The following is a 17,163-nucleotide window of genomic DNA, read 5'->3' on the forward strand; positions in this document are numbered from 1 at the left end:
CGTGTCCGGCGGGTCCGGCGTCGGTGTTGTCCGCCCTGTTGCCGTCCTGGGTGGGCGGTTAGGGCATCGCCGTCTTCGTCGGGCGGGAGCGCAGGGCGTCCAGGTAGTCGGCGGGGGCGCCGGCCTTGGCGGCGGCGTTGGCGATCTCGGCCAGATACCACGCGGTGGGCAGGCCGCCCTCGTAGCCGTTGAACACGTAGACCCACGCGGTCTCTTCGCCGTCCAGGGTCGCCACCCGCAGGTGCAGCTTCCGGTAGGTGCCGGCCAGGGCGCCCTCTACCTCGTCCAGCTGCTTCTCGTCGTTGGGGTGCACGTCATACAGCGCGACGAAGACCCGGTCACCCGGCGATTCGACGATTGTCGTGACCGAGCCCTCCCAGCCTAGGACGTCCTCCCCGGCGAAGGTCAGGCGCCAGCCCTCGAGCCAGCCGGTCCCGATCATCGGTGAGTACGGACAGTAGGCCCGCATGCGGGCAGGGTCCAGGTTCGAGCCATACGCGGCGTAATGACGCACGGCGATGACGATAAACCCGACCGGGGGCGCGAGAGAATACTGCCGAGCGTGTCGGATTCAGATCCACCCGTCGGCGGGGCATGCGCCGTTCGGACGGGGGTGGGCCCGAGGGACCTGGCGGGCGAGGGAGAATACGTCGGACGGGGGAGTAAAAGGGCAGTGGTAGCCGAGGAGGGGTGGCTGGCGTGGGCCGGATCGTGATCATCGGAGGTGGGCCGGCGGGCTACGAGGCAGCCCTGGTCGCCGCGCAGCTGGATGCCCAGGTGACCGTGGTCGAGGCCGAAGGCGCGGGTGGCGCCTGCGTGCTGCACGACTGCGTGCCCTCGAAGACCTTCATCGCCAGCTCGTCTGTCGTCACGGCGCACCTCGACACGGAGGCGTTCGGGGTGATCGGGCCCGACGGGCCCGATGTGCGGGTGGACGGGCCCGCGGTACACAAGCGGGTCAAAAGGCTCGCGACGGCACAATCCGGCGATATCAACGCAAAGTTGGTCAAGGCCGGTGTGGAGTTCGTCACCGGCACAGCGCGCCTCGGTGAGGATACGCTCGGTCACACCCACGCGGTGGAGGTCACGCCGGCCGACGGTGACGCTCCGTATGTGATTGCCGCATCGACCGTGCTGATCGCCACCGGTGCGACGCCCCGGGTGCTGTCGACCGCGACGCCCGACGGCGAGCGGATCCTGAACTGGCGCCAGGTGTATGACCTGCCGCAGTTGCCCGAGCGCCTCATCGTGGTCGGCTCCGGCGTGACGGGCGCCGAATTCGCGTCGGCGTATCTGGCGATGGGTGTCGACGTGACGCTCGTCTCCAGCCGCGACCGCGTCATGCCGCACGAGGACCCCGACGCCGCCATGGCGATCGAGCGCGTCTTCCGCACCCGCGGCATGACGATCCTCAACAACTCCCGCGCGGCCGCCGCCCGGCGCACAGCCGACGGCGTCGTGGTCGAGCTGGCCGACGGGCGGTCGGTCGAGGGCTCGCACGTGCTGATGTGTGTGGGTTCGGTACCGCAGACGTCGGCGCTCGGCCTCAGCGAGTACGGCGTCGAGGTGGCGCCCGGCGGCTACGTCACGGTCGACCGGGTCTCGCGCACCAACGTCCCCGGCATCTACGCCGCCGGCGACTGCACCGGCCTACTCCCGCTGGCCAGCGTCGCCGCCATGCAGGGCCGCATCGCGATGTGGCACGCGCTGGGGGAGGCGGTGGCCCCGCTGAAGCTGCGCACGGTCGCCGCGAACGTCTTCACCGACCCGGAGCTGGCGTCGGTCGGCATCACGCAGTCCGACATCGACAGCGGCCGGGTGCCGGCCCGCGCGGTGATGCTGCCCCTGGCCGGCAACGCGAGGGCCAAGATGGACGGCCTGGACGACGGCTTCGTGAAGATCTTCTGCCGCCCGGCGTCCGGCCAGGTGGTCGGGGGCGTCGTGGTGTCCCCGAAGGCGAGCGAGCTGATCATGCCGATCGCGATGGCGGTGGAGAACCACCTGAGCGTCGACCAGCTCGCCCACACGATCACGATCTACCCGTCGATCTCGGGCTCGATCGCCGAGGCCGCGCGCCAGCTGATGCAGCACGACGAGGACTGAGGAGACTAGGGGATCTCGCGGTAGATGTCGCGGGCGTAGTCGGCGACGGCCGCCCGCGTCACCGTGGCCTCGATGGGCAGGGACTCCAGGCAGCGGCGCAGGGTCTCGGTGAGCAGTGGGCGCGGGACGCGCATGGACACGGTGGAGTGGGGGATCCACTCGCCGGGGGTGTACAGCGGCAGCGACTCCATGCCGGCCCCGTCCAACAGGCGCCACACCCGGGCCTGGTGCTCGACCAGCTCCGGGGTCGGGGCGGGGCCGAGGAAGACCACGCGGCCGACGAAGACGCCCGCGTACTGGAAGTTGATCCGCAGCGGCTCCGCCACGCGGATGGTGGCGAGCGTCTCGGCGACCGCCTCCGGGTCAAGCTGCCGGGCCACGGCCAGCGTCACGTGCGGGCGGTGCCGGCCATCGTGCGGGGTGCGCAGCGACTGCACGCCCATCTCCTCCAGCTGGTCCCACAGCACGCGGATGCGGCGGGAGGCGCGCTCGTCGAGGTACATCTCGACCGACGCGACCATCAGCGGGCCTTCTGGCAGCGCGGGCACCAGTAGGCGTTGCGCGCGTTGAGCACCGCGGTCCGCACGGGGCTGGTGCACACCAGGCACGGCTGGCCGGTGCGCCGGTAGACGTAGACCTCGCCGCCGTGCCGGTCGACGCGCGGCGCCCGGCCCATCGCCTCCGGCATGTGTGCACTGTGGACGGTGTCGATCCGGCCCTCGGCGACGCCGGCGCGCATGAGGGTGCGCAGGTCCTGCCAGATGGCTTGCCAGCGCTGGCGGCTCAGCTTCGTGCCGGGCGTTGTCGGTGGCAGCCCGGCCCGGAACAGCGCCTCGGTGACGTAGATCAGGCCGGCGCCGGCGACGATCGACTGGTCCATGAGCAGCGCCATGAGCGGGCGGCCCGAGCTCTTGATGACACGGTACGCCCGGTCGCCGTCGCTGCTCTCGTCGAGCGGGTCGGGGCCGAGCCGGGCGTGCAGGGCCTCCAGCTGCGCGGGGTCGAGCAGCTCGCAGGCGGCGGGACCACGAAGGTCCAGCCAGTGCTCCTCGTCGGCCATCCGCATGCGGATCTCGCCGACCGGCGCGGGGGCCGGGCCGTCGCCGTCGCTGAACTTGCCGTAAAGCCCCAGGTGGACGTGGACCGTCTCGCCGCCGGCGTAGTGATGGAACAGGTGCTTGCCGTGTGCCGAGGTGTCCTCGAGCACGCGCCCGTCGACGCGTCGCGCGTCCACGGCGAAGCGGCCCTGCGGGCTGCCGACGGCGACCGTGCGGCCCGCGAACAGCTCGCGGTGCCGCTCGGCGAGGCGGTGGATGGTGTGACCTTCGGGCACCCGAGCATTTATACCCGCTCCGTTCGCGGGCGCGCTGGATCGGCTGGTCGCCGCGTGCCGGCCGCCACGCCCGGAGCGGATCGGGCGCTAAACGGGTCGGCGCGGTCGGGTCGTCAGTTCCCGTGTGAGTGTCTCCCGCATGATCGGCGCTGGGCTCGTGGTGCTCTGCCTGGCCGCGTGTTCCGCGCCGACCTTGTATTCCTCGTCGGAACCGGCCGCCCATCCCTTGCCGGCGCCCGAGCCTTCAACCACGACGGCGACCCCCGGCCCGGCGACCGTCTCCGTGCCCGAGATCTCGTATCCCGCGGCCGGTGGCAATGCCTACGAGTACGCCGCCGCCGGCGGGCCGGTCGCCGGTACCTCCGGCTCGCTGCTGACCTATCGCATCGCCGTCGAGCGCGACATCACCGGCATCACCGCCGGTGAGTTCGCCGAGGCCGTCGAGGCGGTGTTCGCCGACCCGCGCAGCTGGCCCGGCACCGGGCAGTGGCGGCTGCGCCGGGCCGGCTCCGGCGAGCGGTACGGCTTCACGATCTTCCTCGCCACCCCCGCGACCCGGGACCGGCTCTGCGGCAGCTCCTACGACCGGTACACCAGCTGCCGCAACGGCAACAACGTGGTCATCAACGTCGACCGGTGGGTGCACGGCGTCCCGGACTACGGCGCCGACCTGGTCACCTACCGCCAGTACGTGATCAATCACGAGACCGGCCACCGGCTCTACCACGGCCACGAGCTGTGCCCCGGCCCAGGCCGCCCGGCGCCGGTGATGCAGCAGCAGACGCTCGGCCTGCACGGTTGCGTGGCCAACGCCTGGCCGATCGTCGAGGGGCGGCTCTACGCCGGTCCGTCCGGTCAGTACGACGAAGCGTAAACGCCCTGGCCCCCGGCCCTCGTCTACCTCGGTGGAGGCGCCATCCGGGGAGGGTTCGTGCAGGTCGAGTTCACCGAGTTCGTGCTCGGCCGGTCCCATGCCCTGCTGCGCTTCGCGTACCTGCTGACCGAGGACCGGCACCTGGCCGAGGACCTGACCCAGGAGGCGCTGGTGCGGGCGCACCGACGCTGGTCGGGCATCGTCGGCGAGGAGGGGCCGGAACCGTACGTGCGAAAGGCGATCCTGCGCCAGTACCTCTCGTGGCGCCGGCGTCGCTCGTCCACCGAACGGCCGATCGCCGAGCTGCCCGACGCCTTGCCCGGGGCGGTCGCAGCCGACGAGGCCGGCCGGGTCGCCGAGACCGACGCGATGTGGAGCCTGCTACGCACACTGCCGCGGTCCCAGCGCGCCGTCATGGTCCTGCGCTACTACGAGGACCTCCCCGACGCGGAGATCGCCCGCCTGCTGGGCTGCTCCGCCTCCACCGTTCGAGTCCACGCGTTCCACGCCCTGCAGAAGCTTCGGGCGGCCCTGGTACCGGACCGGGCCGCTCCCGCGCCGGGAGGCAGAAGATGATCAACGACGAGTACGTCGAGGACCGGCTGCGCGAGGCCCTGCGCCTGCACGCGGCCGAGGCCCCGCCCGGCGGGACCATGCTGACCGGCGTCGCCGCCGAGTCGGCCCGCCGGGGCCGCCGGGGGCGCCTGGCGACGCTCTCCGCCGGCGCCGCGGCCCTGGTCGCGATCGGCGCGGCGGTCCCGTTCGCGCTGCGCGCCGGGCCGGATGCCGCCCCGGCCCCGGCGGTGGCCGACCAGCAGCCGGCGGCGTCCGCCCCGGTCCCGGCCGCGGCGCTGGTGCCGGCCGCCGTGCCCACATCGGTGATCTTCCCGTACTCCCCGCCAGCCGGGGCCGGCTACGGGCTCCCCATGGTCATGCTGAGCGCCGGCCGTCCGACCCTCGTGCAGCAGCTCCCCGCGGGCGCAGGCCCGGCGACCCTGACCCTCTACGATGCCCGGCCGCCCGTGCCGACCTCGAAGGCGACCGCCGCCCCCGCCACCGTGCACGGGCAGCCCGCGATCCTGTATTCGTGGCGCTGGTCGGACGACGACCCGCTGAACCCGGACTCCGGCACGCGGAACACGCTGGTCTGGCAGCCGGCGTCCACGGCCTGGCTCTCACTCACCGTGCAGGCCGGCAGCCGGGCCGACCTGACCGGCTACGCCGAGCGGATCCGGCCGGGCGCGATCGAGGCGCAGGCGCCGTTCACGTTCGGCCTCATGCCGGCCGGCTGGACCGTCGACAACATCAGCGCCGCCGTCGTGACGTTCTGCCCGCCGGGCGTGCGACCGGACCCGACCTTCGTGAACAAGATCGCCGTGCAGCTGGACGAGTCGCCGGGAACCAAGCCGAAGTACTCGGCCGGGTCGGCCAGGTCCGTGCAGGTCGGCACGCGCACGGGCTGGCTCGTGACATCCTCGGAGGGGCAGGTGCTGCAGGTGCCGGCCGACGGCGGCCGGTCGCTGCTGCTGCAGATCGGCCCGGAGGCGCTCCTGCCGCTCGACGCGCTGCTACCGTTCGCGGCGTCGATCGGCGTGACCACGGCCGCCCAGGTGAGCCATGGCTGAGGGACGAGCTCCAGGGGTAGATATCGGATGATTCGGACCAGATCGCCTCGAAGCCGCATATATCTGCATACGATCATGCGGTGCTGGTAGTTACGACCGAGGGCCTTCCGGGTTACGAGATCACGACCGTGCTCGGGGAGGTCCTGGGGGTGGTCGCCACCTCCCGAAACCCGTTCGCTGCGGGCATCAGGTCCACGGAGGGCGGCCCGGGGCAGGACCTGTCCCAGTTCCTGGTGAAGACCAGGTCCCGGGCGGTCGGCCAGATGGTCCAGGCCGCCGAACACCGCGGCGCGAACGCGATCGTCGGCATGCGCTTCGACCACCGTGACGTGACGAACACGTGGGTGGAACTGTGCGCCTACGGCACGGCAGTGGTCGCCGTGCCCCTGCACGCGAGGACAGGAGTCCACGCCGCCGCATGACGCCCACCACGGCCCGGCCGGGACCGCCGGACCGCGGGAACGGGTCGCGCGGGTGTCCTACTTCAGCTCGGTGATGACGGCGCCGGCCGGGACGACCTCGCCGACCGTGGCCTTCAGGCCGGTGACGACGCCGGCCTTGTGCGCGTTGAGGGGCTGCTCCATCTTCATGGCCTCCAGGACGACGATGAGGTCGCCCTCGGCCACGGTGTCACCCTCGGCGACCGCGATCTTCACGATGGTGCCCTGCATCGGGCTGGTCAGGGCGTCGCCGCCGGCCGCGGCCGCTTGTTTCTTCGAGGCCGAGCGCTTGCGCGGGGCCGCCTGGGCGGGGGAGCCGGGGAGGCCGCCGGTGGACAGGCCCGCGGGCAGGGTGACCTCGAGCCGCTTGCCGGCGACCTCGACCACGATCGTGTCGCGGCCGGCCGGCTCCTCGTCGGGCTGGGCCGGCGCGGTGAAGGCCGGCACGTCGTTGGCCCACTCGGTCTCGATCCAGCGGGTGTGCACGCGGAACGGCTCGTCGGTGAAGGCCGGGTCGCGCAACACCTTGCGGTGGAACGGCAGCGCGGTGGCCATGCCCTCCACGACCATCTCGTCCAGGGCCCGCCGGGCGCGCTGGATGGCCTGCTCGCGGGTCTCGCCGACGACGATCACCTTGGCCAGCAGGGAGTCGAAGTTGCCGCCGATGACGCTGCCCGCCTCGATGCCGGTGTCGACCCGCACGCCGGGGCCGGTCGGCAGGGTGAGCGCGGTGACCGTGCCGGGCGCGGGCAGGAAGTTGCGGCCCGGGTCCTCGCCGTTGATGCGGAACTCGATCGCGTGCCCGCGCGGCGCGGGGTCGGCCTCGAAGCGCAGCTTCTCGCCGTCGGCGACGCGGAACTGCTCGCGCACCAGGTCGATGCCGGCGGTCTCCTCGCTGACCGGGTGCTCGACCTGCAGCCGGGTGTTGACCTCCAGGAAGGAGATGGTGCCGTCGTTGCCCACGAGATACTCGACGGTGCCGGCGCCGTGGTAGCCCGCCTCCCGGCAGATGGCCTTGGCCGACTCGTGGATCTGCGCGCGCTGGGCGTCGGTGAGGAACGGCGCGGGCGCCTCCTCGACGAGCTTCTGGTGGCGCCGCTGCAGGGAGCAGTCGCGGGTGCCGACCACGATCACGTTGCCGTGCTGGTCGGCGAGGACCTGGGCCTCGACGTGGCGGGGCTGGTCGAGATAGCGCTCGACGAAGCACTCGCCGCGCCCGAACGCGGCCACGGCCTCGCGGGTGGCCGACTCGAACAGCGCCGGGATCTCCTCCAGCGTGCGGGCGACCTTCAGGCCGCGCCCGCCGCCGCCGAAGGCCGCCTTGATGGCGACCGGCAGGCCGTAGGTCTCGGCGAACGCGATGATCTCGGCGGCGTCGGCGACCGGCTCGGGCGTGCCCGGCACCAGCGGCGCGCCGGCGCGCTGGGCGATGTGCCGCGCGGTCACCTTGTCGCCGAGGTCGCGGATGGCCTGCGGGGCCGGGCCGATCCAGGTGAGGCCGGCGTCGATGACCGCCTGGGCGAAGTCGGCGTTCTCCGACAGGAAGCCGTAGCCGGGGTGCACCGCGTCGGCCCCGGCCTTGGTCGCGGCGTCGATGAGCTTGTCCATGCGCAGGTAGGAGTCGGCCGCGGTGTCGCCGCCGAGGGCATAGGCCTCGTCCGCCAGCCGCGCGTGCAGTGCGTCGCGATCGGAGTCCGCATAGACGGCCACGCTGCCCAGCCCGGCGTCGCGGCAGGCACGGATGACGCGGACCGCGATCTCGCCTCGGTTGGCGATGAGTACCTTGCGCACTGAACGCTCCCTTGGTATTACCCTCCGGCGCAGTCTAAGCCCAGGATCCGGCACTTTCCGTTGCCAACAAAGTCACTACCGGGTATTAGTCAAGTTTCCCTATTACGCTTATATCGTGTCCACAACGCGCCTGATGATCCTCGGCCTAGTGTCGTACCTCCAGCCGGTTCACGGATACGACATCCGCAAGGAGCTGGCCAGCTGGAACGTCGAGAGCTGGGCCAACGTCCAGCCGGGGTCGATCTACCACGCCCTGCGCAAGATGACCGGGGAGGGCCTGCTCGAGGAGGTCTCGACGGAGCGGGTCAACAACCGGCCGGCCCGCACCGTGTACCGGCTCACCGCGTCGGGCACGGCGGAGTATCAGGCGCTGCTGCGTAAGTACTGGTGGGAGTACCAGGAGCCGCAGGGCCCGTTCCTGGCCGCGTTCGCGTTCCTGCCGCACCTGCCGCGCGCGGAGGCGGTCGGCGCCCTGCGCGCCCGGGCCAGGCTGCTTGAGGGCTGGAACGCGGCCTATCGCGACAATGTCGAGGAGTGGACCGAGTACAAGCCGCCGCACGTCGGCTGGCAGTTCGAGCTCACCATGCTGCGCTGCGAGGCGGAGGCCCGCTGGTGCCACGACATCGCCGCGCGCATCGAGGCCGGCGAGGGTGTGCACGTCAACGAGCAGCCGGAAGGGCCGACGGCCGAGGAGTGGCGCAAGGCGATCCGGGCCGAGCACGGCGAGCCCGCCGACGAAGACGAGTAGTACGCGACATATTAAAACTTGACCCATCGAATTATATCGCGTTGCGGTCTCCCCGCTAACACACAGACAGGGAGACCGACATGATCGAGACGAGGGGGCTGCGGAAGTCGTTCCGCTCCCGCGCCGGTCGCGAGGCGAAGGTCGTCGAGGCCGTCCGCGGCGTCGACCTCTCCGTCAAGGAGGGGGGAGATCTTCGGGTTCTCGGGCCGAACGGTGCCGGCAAGACCACCACGCTGCGCATGCTCGCCACCCTCATCATCCCTGACGGTGGCGAGGCCCGCATCGCCGGCGCCGACCTGCTCAAGGACCCGGGCGAGGTGCGGCGGCGGATCGGCTACGTCGCGCAGGGCGGCAGCACCTGGGACGAGAGCACCGCACGCGAGGAGCTGGTCCTCCAGGCGCGCTACTACGGCATCTCGAAGTCCGAGGCGAAGCGCCGCGCGGCGAAGGCGCTCGACGCGTTCCAGCTCACCGACTATGCGGACCGCCGCTGCAAGACGTATTCGGGCGGCCAGCGCCGCCGCGTCGACATCGCGCTCGGCTAGGCCGCGCTGGTCATCGGCGGCTTGACGGTCGTGACCGTCGCCTGGGCCTCCCGGGCCTTCGCCAAAGGCGTCCGGTAACAACCGTCACGGTCGCGGCCCCTTCCCGCGCGGGGAGGGGCCGTGGCAGCGTGTGCCGGTGCCACGTCTCGTCCGCGACCGCCTGACCTGGGTCATGTACATCCAGTTGTCCCTGTGGGTCTACTTCCTCTACGGCTTCGGGCCGGTCGCCCCGCTGCTGCGCGACGAGTTGGACATCAGCCGCACGCTGGCCGGCCTGCACGGCACGGCCTTCGCCGTGGGCGGGATCATCGGCGGGCTCGTGCTGCCCGCGCTGACCCGCAGCCTGGGTCGCAACCGCCTCATCTGGGCGGGCCTGAGCTGCATCGGCGGTGGCGCCCTCGGCATGTACGCCGCGCACCACCTCGCGCTGACCCTGACTTTCACCACGCTGGCCAGCCTCGGCGCCGCGATGGCGGTCAACGCCATCAACGCCGCGCTCACCGATCACCACGGCCCCGCCGCGCCCGCCGCGATCAGCGAGGCCAACGCCGTCGCGGCGATCGTCGGGCTGGTCGCACCGCTCGCGGTCGGCGCCACCTACGCCGCCGGCTTGGGCTGGCGCCTCGGGCTCGCCCTCGTCGTGCTGCCGGTGGTGCTGATCGCCCTGTACGCGCGGGCGAAGGCGGTACGCCCGCCGGAGCCCGCCGGCTTCGGCCAGCCGCACACCGGCCACCGGCCGCTGCCGGGCACCTTCTGGCTGGCGATGACGAGCCTCTTCGCCACCGGTTCGATCGAGGTATGCCTGACGCTGTGGAGCAGCGACGTCCTGCGCGACCGCGTCCACGTCTCGGCCGGTGTGGCCACGGCCGCGGTGTCCGCCCTCATCGCCGGCATGGTCCTCGGGCGCCTCGCCGGCGGCCGGCTGCTGCTGGTGTTCCGCCCCACGCGGATGCTGCTGGCCGCCCTGGCCGTCAACCTGGCCGGCTTCGCCGTCTTCTGGTCGGTGACGGTCCCGTGGCTCGCCGTGGCCGGGCTGTTCGTCTGCGGTGTGGGTATGGGCCTGCACTACCCGCTCGGCATCGGTCTGGCCCTGGCCTACTCCGACGGCCAGCCCGACCTGGCGGCGGCGCGCGCGTCGTTCGCGATTGGCATCGCCTTCGGGGTGGCGCCGTTCGCCCTGGGCGCCCTGGCCGACCGCGCCGGCCCGCACCCGGCGTTCCTGCTGGTGCCGCTGTTCCTCGCGGTGTCGGCGCTGGCGATCGCCCGGCTGGATCGCATCACGCGGCCTGCCTGACGGCTCTTGGCCGGCGCTCTTGGTCATTGCTCTTGGCACCGCGAACCCGGCAGGGCCGGGGCCGCCCTTCAGGCAGGCCCCGGCCCGTTGTCTCACGGGAGGAACGGTCGTGCGTCGCACGGACCGGAGTCATCTTCTTACAGGCGGCGCGCGATCGTGAGCCCGTCGGCGATCGGGACCAGCACGGACTCCACGCGCGGGTCTTCGAGCACGCGCCGGTTGAACTCGACCATCGCGACCGTGCTCGCGTCGGACGGCGAGGGGTCGACGATCTGGCCGTGCCGGAGCACGTTGTCGACCAGGATCAGGCCGCCCGGGCGCATGCGCGGCACGAGGTGCTCCCAGTAGCCGAGGTAGCCGGTCTTGTCCGCGTCGATGAACGCGAGGTCCAGGTGCGGCTCCAGCGGCAGCGCGCCGAGCGTCTCCGCGGCCGGGCCCAGGCGCAGCTCGATGCGGTCGGTCAGGCCGGCCCGGGCCCAGTAGCGCCGCGCGATGCTCGTGAACTCGTCGGACACGTCGAAGCAGATCAGCCGGCCGCCCTCGGCCAGGCCGCGGGCGATCGCGATGGACGACAGGCCGGTGAACGTGCCGATCTCCACGGCCTGCCGGGCGCCGAGGATGCGCGTCAGGAGGGTCATGAAGGCCGCCTGCTCGGGGGCGATCTGCATGATCGCGTTCTCGGGCAGCACCCGCGCCGTCTCCGCGATGAGGTCCCGCACGACCTCGTCGGGCTCGCTGCCGTTGGCCACGACGTAGTCGTGCAGCGCTTCGGTCAGCGTCAGCGTCTTATTCGTCATGGGTCTATCCTGCCCCGCGTCCACAGGGATGTGATCGGCACGCCGAGCCGGGCCAGCAGCAGCCGCAGTGTCGGTACCGACAGGCCGACGACGTTCGTGTGATCGCCCTCGATGCCCCGCACGAACGCGCCGCCGAGGCCGTCGATGGTGAACGCGCCGGCCACGTCGAGTGGCTCACCCGAGGCCACGTATGCGGCGATCTCGTCGTCGTCGGGCTCGGCGAAGTGCACGGTGGTGGTCACGACCTCCTCGGCCGTCGCGCCGGTCGCGGCGTCGAGCAGGCAGTGGCCGGTGTACAGCACGCCGGAGCGGCCCCGCATCGCCTTCCAGCGGGCGGTCGCCTCGGCGGCCGAGCCGGGCTTGCCCAGGATCTCCCCGTCGAAGGCGAGCACCGAGTCGCAGCCGAGGACGAGCGCGTCGGTGCCGGTGAGGGACGCGACGACCGCGCGGGCCTTCAGGGCGGCGAGCGTCCCGGCCAGCGTGGCCGCGTCGTCGGTCGCCACGACGGACTCGTCGACGCCGCTGACGACGACCTTCGGCTCGATGCCTGCTTGGGTGAGCAGTCGTCGCCGGGCGGGGCTCGCCGAGGCGAGAATGAACGTCTTCACGCGATGGAAGGTTAGCGAATTCTCCGTACCATCGACGGGTGCGAAAGCTCTGGGCGGAGTTCAAGGCGATCGCGATCGGGGGCTCGGTCCTCGATCTCGCGCTCGGGTTCATCATCGGCACGGCGTTCGCGACGCTGGTCCAGTCGTTCGTGACCAACCTGTTCTCGCAGGCCGTCGCCGCCGTCGTCGCCGAGCCGGACTTCAAGGAACTGCACGTCACGATCCACAAGACGCCCATCCGGTACGGCATGTTCCTCAACGACCTGCTGCAGTTCCTGCTGCTCGCCCTCGGGCTGTTCGTGGTCATCAAGCTGATGACGCTGATCGGCGTCGAGCGGGGACGGCCGCTGGAGGTGCGCAACTGCCCCTACTGCCTCGACCGCATCCCCGCGGGCGCGCTGACCTGCCGCTCCTGCGGTCAGCAGCTGGTCGCCGACCTGCCCTCGCCGGAGGAGGCCGAGCGGCTGCAGCTGGCGCGGGAGGCGCGGCGCTGGCCGACGCTGCCGCCGATCACGATCCCGCGACGGCGCCCCACTGGCGTTGCCGGCCCGGACGAGCGCTCCGCATCCACCGGGAGCGCGGACGCGACCCGGCTGGGGAGCTAGCGGGCGCGAGGCTGAACAGCGCGCCCACGATCGCCGCGACCTCCTCGGCGGTCGGTGTGCCCCGCACCACTCTGAACAGCGGCTCCTCGGTCACTAAACCCTCCCGCACATGTTCGTGAAACGTTGTCGTCCTGCGAGCATACGCACATCCACCGGCGCATACTCGACGGAACGGGAGTCGATGGCGAATTGGGGGGCGCATTGACGAACGTCCGATTTGGCCGAATATGCGCGTTGATGTCGGCAACCCTCGCCGCAGCCGTCCTCGCCACCGCCGACCCGGCGTCGGCGCGGGAGGGCGAGCAGCCCGCCTCCGCCTCCGTCTCCGCCTCGCTGCGTTACGAGGTCACCTTCGCGGCCCGGGCCTGTGACGACTACGAGAGCATCATGGGCAACCGCGTCCGCGACGACCACGTCGAGAGCGCGGCGCCGACCGGGCGCGACAGCGTGTACAAGGACGGCGACGAGGTCGACCCGGTCGTCGAGGCGGCCAACGCCGGTGGGTGCGCGCCGCTGAACGGCTGGCAGTTCTCCCTCGGCGGCGGGCACCAGAAGAAGGGCGCCCTGTCGACCGTCACCGCGCCCGCGGTCGGCTCCGGGCCGACCGCCGCCGGCGCGCAGCTGCTCGACCGCACCGGCCAGAAGACCGGCAGGACCATCGACGGTGCCGTCACCGTCGTGCTCACCGACGAGCAGGCCAAGGCCGCCGCCCGCCGCCAGCTGTGGGTGCAGGGCGGCAGCCCCGGCGACCCGCTGCTCACCGGGGCGCGACCCGGCGAGGCCGGATACGGCTTCGGCGCCCTGCGCTGCGCGCTGGACGGGCACTCCGGCGGCAACGTGCAGTGGATCGGCTTTCCCAGCGGCGCGCGGCACGTGTTCTGCTTCGCGTACTACGTCAAGGCCGCCCCCGCCACGGGCACCCTGGTCGTGCGGGCGCGCACCACGAGATCGCCTGGCTACCCGCAGCGGTTCACCTTCGACGCGAGCCCCAGCTACGCCCCCGACAGGCGGGTCACGATCGACAACGCCACCGACGCGACGTTCGTGCGCAGTTCCGGCGGCCAGCCGGACACGATCGTCTCCCGCACGCCGCCCGGTTGGACCCTCGCCGATCTCGGCTGCGCCAAGAGCGGCGCCGGGCACAGCCTCGTCGCCGCCGACGTGCCGACCGGCCAGGCCACCGTCACGCCGGCCCCCGGCGAGATCGTCACGTGCACGTTCATCTACACGCCGCCGCCCTCGCCGCCCGGGCTGACCCTCCGGCTGTACTCCGACAGCCCCGGCGGCGCCTTCGGCCTCTCCGTCGCCGACCCGTCCGGCGGCGCCTCGCGGCAACTGAGCGCCGCGCCGCCGGGCGACGGCTCGGCGGCGGTGGCGACCGGCGCCGATCTCGGCGCGCTGCCGCCCGGCGCCTACGCGGTGGCGCTCACCGCGCCGGCCGGCGAGAGCGCGCTGTGGAGCCTGGCCGGCGTGGGCTGCGGCGACCAGGAGCTCAAGCCCGACGGGATGGCCGTGACCGTGAACGTGACCACCGCCGCGCCCGCCGACTGCGCCCTGCGGGTCAGCCGCAAGGCCGGCTCGCTCGAGCTGCGCGGGGTCACCGTCGGCGGCACCGGCGCCGCCTCCTTCGCCGTCACGCCGCGCGCTCAGGGCGTGGCCGGCTGGTCCGGCGTCGCGACCACGACCGCGCTCGGCGTCGCCGCGCTGGCACAAGGTGACGTGCCCCGGTCGCTGCCGTTCGGCGAATACCTGGTCACCCCGGTTCCGCCCGTCTCCACCATGGACGGCGGCTGGCGGCTGAGCTCGTTCGCGTGCGACCCGGGGGAGTCACCGGACATTCCGAATCTGGGTGCCGATGTCGTGCCCCTGAGCGTGGCGAACGCCGCCGCCAAGTGCACGGCGACCTACACCTTCGTGCCCGCCCGGCGACTGCAGGTGACGCTTCGCTTCGCCGGCAACGTCGACGGCCGGGCCGGCGCCGTGGTGCTCGACGTCGACTGCGAGGACGGCTCTGTCGGCCGGGTGGTGCTCGGCGAGGCCGACAACAGTGAGGCCTCGCTGCCCGTCCCGCTGGGCTTCCTGAGCCCGACGAGGTGCACGATCCCGCGGCCCCAGGCGCCGGCAACCGAGGGTGCCGGAGTCTCGATCGCCGCGACCGTGGACCCCAACCCCGGCAGCGCCCGGCTCGCGATCCCCGGCCTGGTCCAGATCGGGGCCGACGACGCGGCCGACGCCGAGGAATACACGGTCATCGTCACGGTCACGTTCGACACCGCCGAGGCCGCCCTGACGCAGCAGAAGGTCCTCGATACGTTCCGGCTCCTCCCGGTCGCCCTGATCGGGGCCGGTCTGGTCGGAATCAGCCTGGTCATCCTATTGATCATGGTCCTTCGGTCGCGTGCGGACTGACCCCCGATCTTCAGCACGACCGGGTTTTTCCGGGGTGCGCGGGTTGGGTAACTTTCTTGGTGATGACGCGGCCCAAGGCCCTGATCGCCGAGCGCTACCGACTGATCGAGTCGCTCGGCGCCGGTGGCATGGGCAGGGTGTGGCTGGCCCGCGACGAGGTGCTGCGCCGCGACGTGGCCATCAAGGAGGTCATCCCGCCGGAGAGCCTGACCCCGGACGAGCGCGACGAGCTGCGGATGCGCACCCTGCGCGAGGCGCGGGCGGCGGCCCGGCTCAACGACGCCAACGTCGTGCGCATCTACGACGTCGTGCACACCGAGCAGGCGCCGTGGATCGTGATGGAGTATGTCCCGTCGCGCTCGTTGCACCAGGTGATCGCCGAGGACGGGCCGCTGCCGCCGGATCGGGTCGTGCAGATCGGCCTCGCCGTGCTGGCCGCGCTCAAGGCCGCGCACGGGGCCGGGGTGCTGCACCGCGACGTCAAGCCCGGCAACGTCCTGCTCGCCGACACCGGGCGGGTCGTGCTGACCGACTTCGGGCTGGCCGTGTTCGAGGGCGGCGACGGCGCCGTCACGCGGCCCGGGCTGATTCTCGGTTCGCCGCAGTACATTTCGCCGGAGCGGGCCCGCGAGGGCACCTCCGGCCCGGAGTCCGACATGTGGGCGCTGGGCGCCACGCTGTACGCCGCGGTCGAGGGCCGGTCGCCGTATGCGCGCTCGACGACGTACGCCACGCTGACCGCCCTGGCTACCGAGGAGCCCGATCCGCCCACCCGCGCCGGCGTGCTCAAGCCCGTGCTCGGCGCGTTGCTGCGCAAGGATCCGCGGGCCCGCGCGGACGTCGCCGAGACCGAACGGCTGCTGCAGCGCGCCGCCGCCGGCGAGGGCCGCGGCTGGCCGTGGGGCATGCCGGCGCTGCCCCGCACGCGCCGCGCCCGCGAGGGCCAGCCGGGCGCGTCACGCAACCCGTCCGGCGGGGCGCTGTGGGGGTATTCTCGCGGCCCCGCCGACTCCGGCGGTGCCTCGGCCGGCGGGGCGGATGCGGCTTCCCCGGCGCGGGAGCGGGAGGCCGCCGCGGTCGAGGCGATTACGCCGGTCTCCGCCGCGCCGGCCGCCGCGTCCGACGTGTCGCCCGAGCCGATCACCACGCCGGGCATCACGTATCCGGGCAGCACGGTTCCAGGCATCACGTATCCAGGGCGGGCGAAAGACAGCGCCGCGGTGCCGCCGGCCTCGGACGACCCGCCGCCCGCCGTCGCGCTGCACTCGGCCGACGACGACCTCGACCGGACCGTTCCGCCGCACCAGCGCTGGCGCTGGGTCGCCGCCGGCGTGGCGGTCCTGGCGCTCGTGGTCGCCGCCACGCTGTACTTCTCCGACTCCGGCGACGGCACCGAACAGGACGCCCGACCGCCCGGGACCTCGGGCGCCGTGGCTCAGGCGGCCCCCGCCGCCCCGTCGGCGAGCACGACCCCGTCCCCGGTGGTCGAGGGCTCCATCGGCGGCTCGGCCATCCAGCTGCCGGAGGGCTACGAGTGGGTGACCGACCCGAAGTTCGGCTGGCGGGTCGGCCTGCCGACAGGCTGGATTCGCATCCCGCACCCGACATCGGACTCGATGATCTACTTCGTGAACAACACCGATCCGCGGATGCGCGTGGGTTTCGACACGTCGGAGCGCCCGCCGCTGGGCGACCCGAAGCAGGACTGGGAAAAGCAGGAGCGAGACCGGCTGAACGGCCGCATGTACGCGAACTATCAGCGCATCAAGATCGTCGACGTCGACGGCTACCGCGGCACCTGCGCCGACTGGCAATGGTCCTACGACAGCTCCCGGGGCCACATGCGCGTGTCCAACCTGGGCTGCCGCATCCGTTCGAACCTGGGCCAGGCGATCTACTGGGAGTGCCCGGCGGAGATCTGGGGCTCCCCGCCGGTTCAGCAGATCTACGACATCATCAAGGCCTCGTTCCAGCCCCGCCCGGCGTGAGGG

General features: G+C 72.4%; 17 protein-coding genes and 1 pseudogene. 11 read left to right on the forward strand and 7 right to left on the reverse strand.

The genetic code is table 11. The annotated features are described in order from the left end of the window. Nucleotides 1–58: 58 nt before the first annotated feature. Nucleotides 59–514 (reverse strand): gamma-glutamylcyclotransferase family protein, encoded by a 456-nt coding sequence (locus AB0367_RS16560; protein WP_366227168.1) that lies wholly within the window; start codon nt 512–514, stop codon nt 59–61. A 185-nt stretch (nt 515–699) separates the two neighbouring features. On the opposite strand from AB0367_RS16560, the gene AB0367_RS16565 reads away from it, so the two are divergent. Next, a complete protein-coding gene (locus AB0367_RS16565; RefSeq protein ID WP_366227169.1) occupies nt 700–2,103 on the forward strand; it encodes an NAD(P)H-quinone dehydrogenase in 1,404 nt (467 codons plus the stop codon). 5 nt (nt 2,104–2,108) lie between these two features. Here AB0367_RS16565 and AB0367_RS16570 read toward each other — a convergent pair whose 3' ends face one another. Further along, nucleotides 2,109–2,624: a 2'-5' RNA ligase family protein gene (locus AB0367_RS16570; protein WP_366227170.1), complete on the reverse strand. Its 516-nt coding sequence runs from the start codon at nt 2,622–2,624 to the stop codon at nt 2,109–2,111. Then, a complete protein-coding gene (locus AB0367_RS16575) occupies nt 2,624–3,436 on the reverse strand; it encodes a DNA-formamidopyrimidine glycosylase family protein (RefSeq protein ID WP_366227171.1) in 813 nt (270 codons plus the stop codon). Before AB0367_RS16575 ends, AB0367_RS16570 begins: the two co-directional genes overlap by 1 nt. A gap of 139 nt (nt 3,437–3,575) precedes the next feature. Between AB0367_RS16575 and AB0367_RS16580 the strand changes: the two genes are divergently transcribed. From AB0367_RS16580 to AB0367_RS16595, 4 genes are all read left to right on the forward strand, one after another. After that, nucleotides 3,576–4,310 (forward strand): DUF3152 domain-containing protein, encoded by a 735-nt coding sequence (locus AB0367_RS16580; protein WP_366227172.1) that lies wholly within the window; start codon nt 3,576–3,578, stop codon nt 4,308–4,310. Between the two features lie 57 nt (nt 4,311–4,367). After that, entirely contained in the window at nt 4,368–4,886 is a 519-nt protein-coding gene (locus tag AB0367_RS16585; RefSeq protein ID WP_366227173.1) for a SigE family RNA polymerase sigma factor, read from the forward strand. Continuing rightward, entirely contained in the window at nt 4,883–5,935 is a 1,053-nt protein-coding gene (locus AB0367_RS16590) for a hypothetical protein (protein ID WP_366227174.1), read from the forward strand. Before AB0367_RS16585 ends, AB0367_RS16590 begins: the two co-directional genes overlap by 4 nt. Nucleotides 5,936–6,015: 80 nt before the next feature. Next, nucleotides 6,016–6,357 carry a heavy metal-binding domain-containing protein gene (locus AB0367_RS16595; protein WP_366227175.1) on the forward strand — a complete coding sequence of 114 codons (342 nt, stop codon included), beginning with the start codon at nt 6,016–6,018 and terminating at the stop codon, nt 6,355–6,357. A 57-nt stretch (nt 6,358–6,414) separates the two neighbouring features. Here the strand turns inward: AB0367_RS16595 and AB0367_RS16600 are convergent, their stop codons facing one another. Continuing rightward, complete coding sequence (locus AB0367_RS16600; protein ID WP_366227176.1) at nt 6,415–8,166, reverse strand: biotin carboxylase N-terminal domain-containing protein; 1,752 nt, start codon at nt 8,164–8,166, stop codon at nt 6,415–6,417. Nucleotides 8,167–8,281: 115 nt separating this feature from the next. On the opposite strand from AB0367_RS16600, the gene AB0367_RS16605 reads away from it, so the two are divergent. The 3 genes and pseudogenes from AB0367_RS16605 to AB0367_RS16615 all read left to right on the forward strand — a co-directional run bounded on the left by AB0367_RS16605 (nt 8,282) and on the right by AB0367_RS16615 (nt 10,753). Beyond that, nucleotides 8,282–8,914 (forward strand): PadR family transcriptional regulator, encoded by a 633-nt coding sequence (locus AB0367_RS16605; RefSeq protein ID WP_366227177.1) that lies wholly within the window; start codon nt 8,282–8,284, stop codon nt 8,912–8,914. A gap of 80 nt (nt 8,915–8,994) precedes the next feature. Next, a pseudogene (locus tag AB0367_RS16610) lies at nt 8,995–9,456 on the forward strand (ATP-binding cassette domain-containing protein); the annotation flags it as partial. A gap of 139 nt (nt 9,457–9,595) precedes the next feature. Beyond that, nucleotides 9,596–10,753, forward strand: a complete 1,158-nt coding sequence (locus AB0367_RS16615; protein ID WP_366227178.1) for an MFS transporter — start codon at nt 9,596–9,598, stop codon at nt 10,751–10,753. Between the two features lie 137 nt (nt 10,754–10,890). Here the strand turns inward: AB0367_RS16615 and AB0367_RS16620 are convergent, their stop codons facing one another. Then, entirely contained in the window at nt 10,891–11,550 is a 660-nt protein-coding gene (locus AB0367_RS16620) for an O-methyltransferase (RefSeq protein ID WP_366227179.1), read from the reverse strand. Further along, nucleotides 11,547–12,158 carry a Maf family protein gene (locus AB0367_RS16625; RefSeq protein ID WP_366227180.1) on the reverse strand — a complete coding sequence of 204 codons (612 nt, stop codon included), beginning with the start codon at nt 12,156–12,158 and terminating at the stop codon, nt 11,547–11,549. Before AB0367_RS16625 ends, AB0367_RS16620 begins: the two co-directional genes overlap by 4 nt. A gap of 38 nt (nt 12,159–12,196) precedes the next feature. Between AB0367_RS16625 and mscL the strand changes: the two genes are divergently transcribed. After that, on the forward strand, nt 12,197–12,763 hold the full coding sequence (gene mscL, locus AB0367_RS16630) for a large conductance mechanosensitive channel protein MscL (RefSeq protein ID WP_366227181.1): 567 nt from the start codon (nt 12,197–12,199) through the stop codon (nt 12,761–12,763). Here mscL and AB0367_RS16635 read toward each other — a convergent pair. Next, nucleotides 12,669–12,965 carry an acyl-CoA carboxylase subunit epsilon gene (locus AB0367_RS16635; protein ID WP_366227182.1) on the reverse strand — a complete coding sequence of 99 codons (297 nt, stop codon included), beginning with the start codon at nt 12,963–12,965 and terminating at the stop codon, nt 12,669–12,671. The two genes, mscL and AB0367_RS16635, sit on opposite strands and share 95 nt — an antisense overlap. A 35-nt stretch (nt 12,966–13,000) precedes the next feature. On the opposite strand from AB0367_RS16635, the gene AB0367_RS16640 reads away from it, so the two are divergent. Then, on the forward strand, nt 13,001–15,172 hold the full coding sequence (locus AB0367_RS16640) for a hypothetical protein (protein ID WP_366227183.1): 2,172 nt from the start codon (nt 13,001–13,003) through the stop codon (nt 15,170–15,172). A 62-nt stretch (nt 15,173–15,234) separates the two neighbouring features. After that, entirely contained in the window at nt 15,235–17,160 is a 1,926-nt protein-coding gene (locus AB0367_RS16645; protein WP_366227184.1) for a serine/threonine-protein kinase, read from the forward strand. Nucleotides 17,161–17,163 lie beyond the last annotated feature (3 nt).

This window comes from Dactylosporangium sp. NPDC051484, assembly GCF_040689395.1.
Classification (GTDB): domain Bacteria; phylum Actinomycetota; class Actinomycetes; order Mycobacteriales; family Micromonosporaceae; genus Dactylosporangium.

Coding starts and splice junctions, on each gene's coding strand:
- AB0367_RS16635 (WP_366227182.1), bottom strand. CDS start 12,965: ATGCGCCCCCCAATTCGCCATCGACTCCCGTTCCGTCGAGTATGCGCC.
- AB0367_RS16570 (WP_366227170.1), bottom strand. CDS start 2,624: ATGGTCGCGTCGGTCGAGATGTACCTCGACGAGCGCGCCTCCCGCCGC.
- AB0367_RS16590 (WP_366227174.1), top strand. CDS start 4,883: ATGATCAACGACGAGTACGTCGAGGACCGGCTGCGCGAGGCCCTGCGC.
- AB0367_RS16580 (WP_366227172.1), top strand. CDS start 3,576: ATGATCGGCGCTGGGCTCGTGGTGCTCTGCCTGGCCGCGTGTTCCGCG.
- AB0367_RS16640 (WP_366227183.1), top strand. CDS start 13,001: ATGTCGGCAACCCTCGCCGCAGCCGTCCTCGCCACCGCCGACCCGGCG.
- AB0367_RS16645 (WP_366227184.1), top strand. CDS start 15,235: ATGACGCGGCCCAAGGCCCTGATCGCCGAGCGCTACCGACTGATCGAG.
- AB0367_RS16620 (WP_366227179.1), bottom strand. CDS start 11,550: ATGACGAATAAGACGCTGACGCTGACCGAAGCGCTGCACGACTACGTC.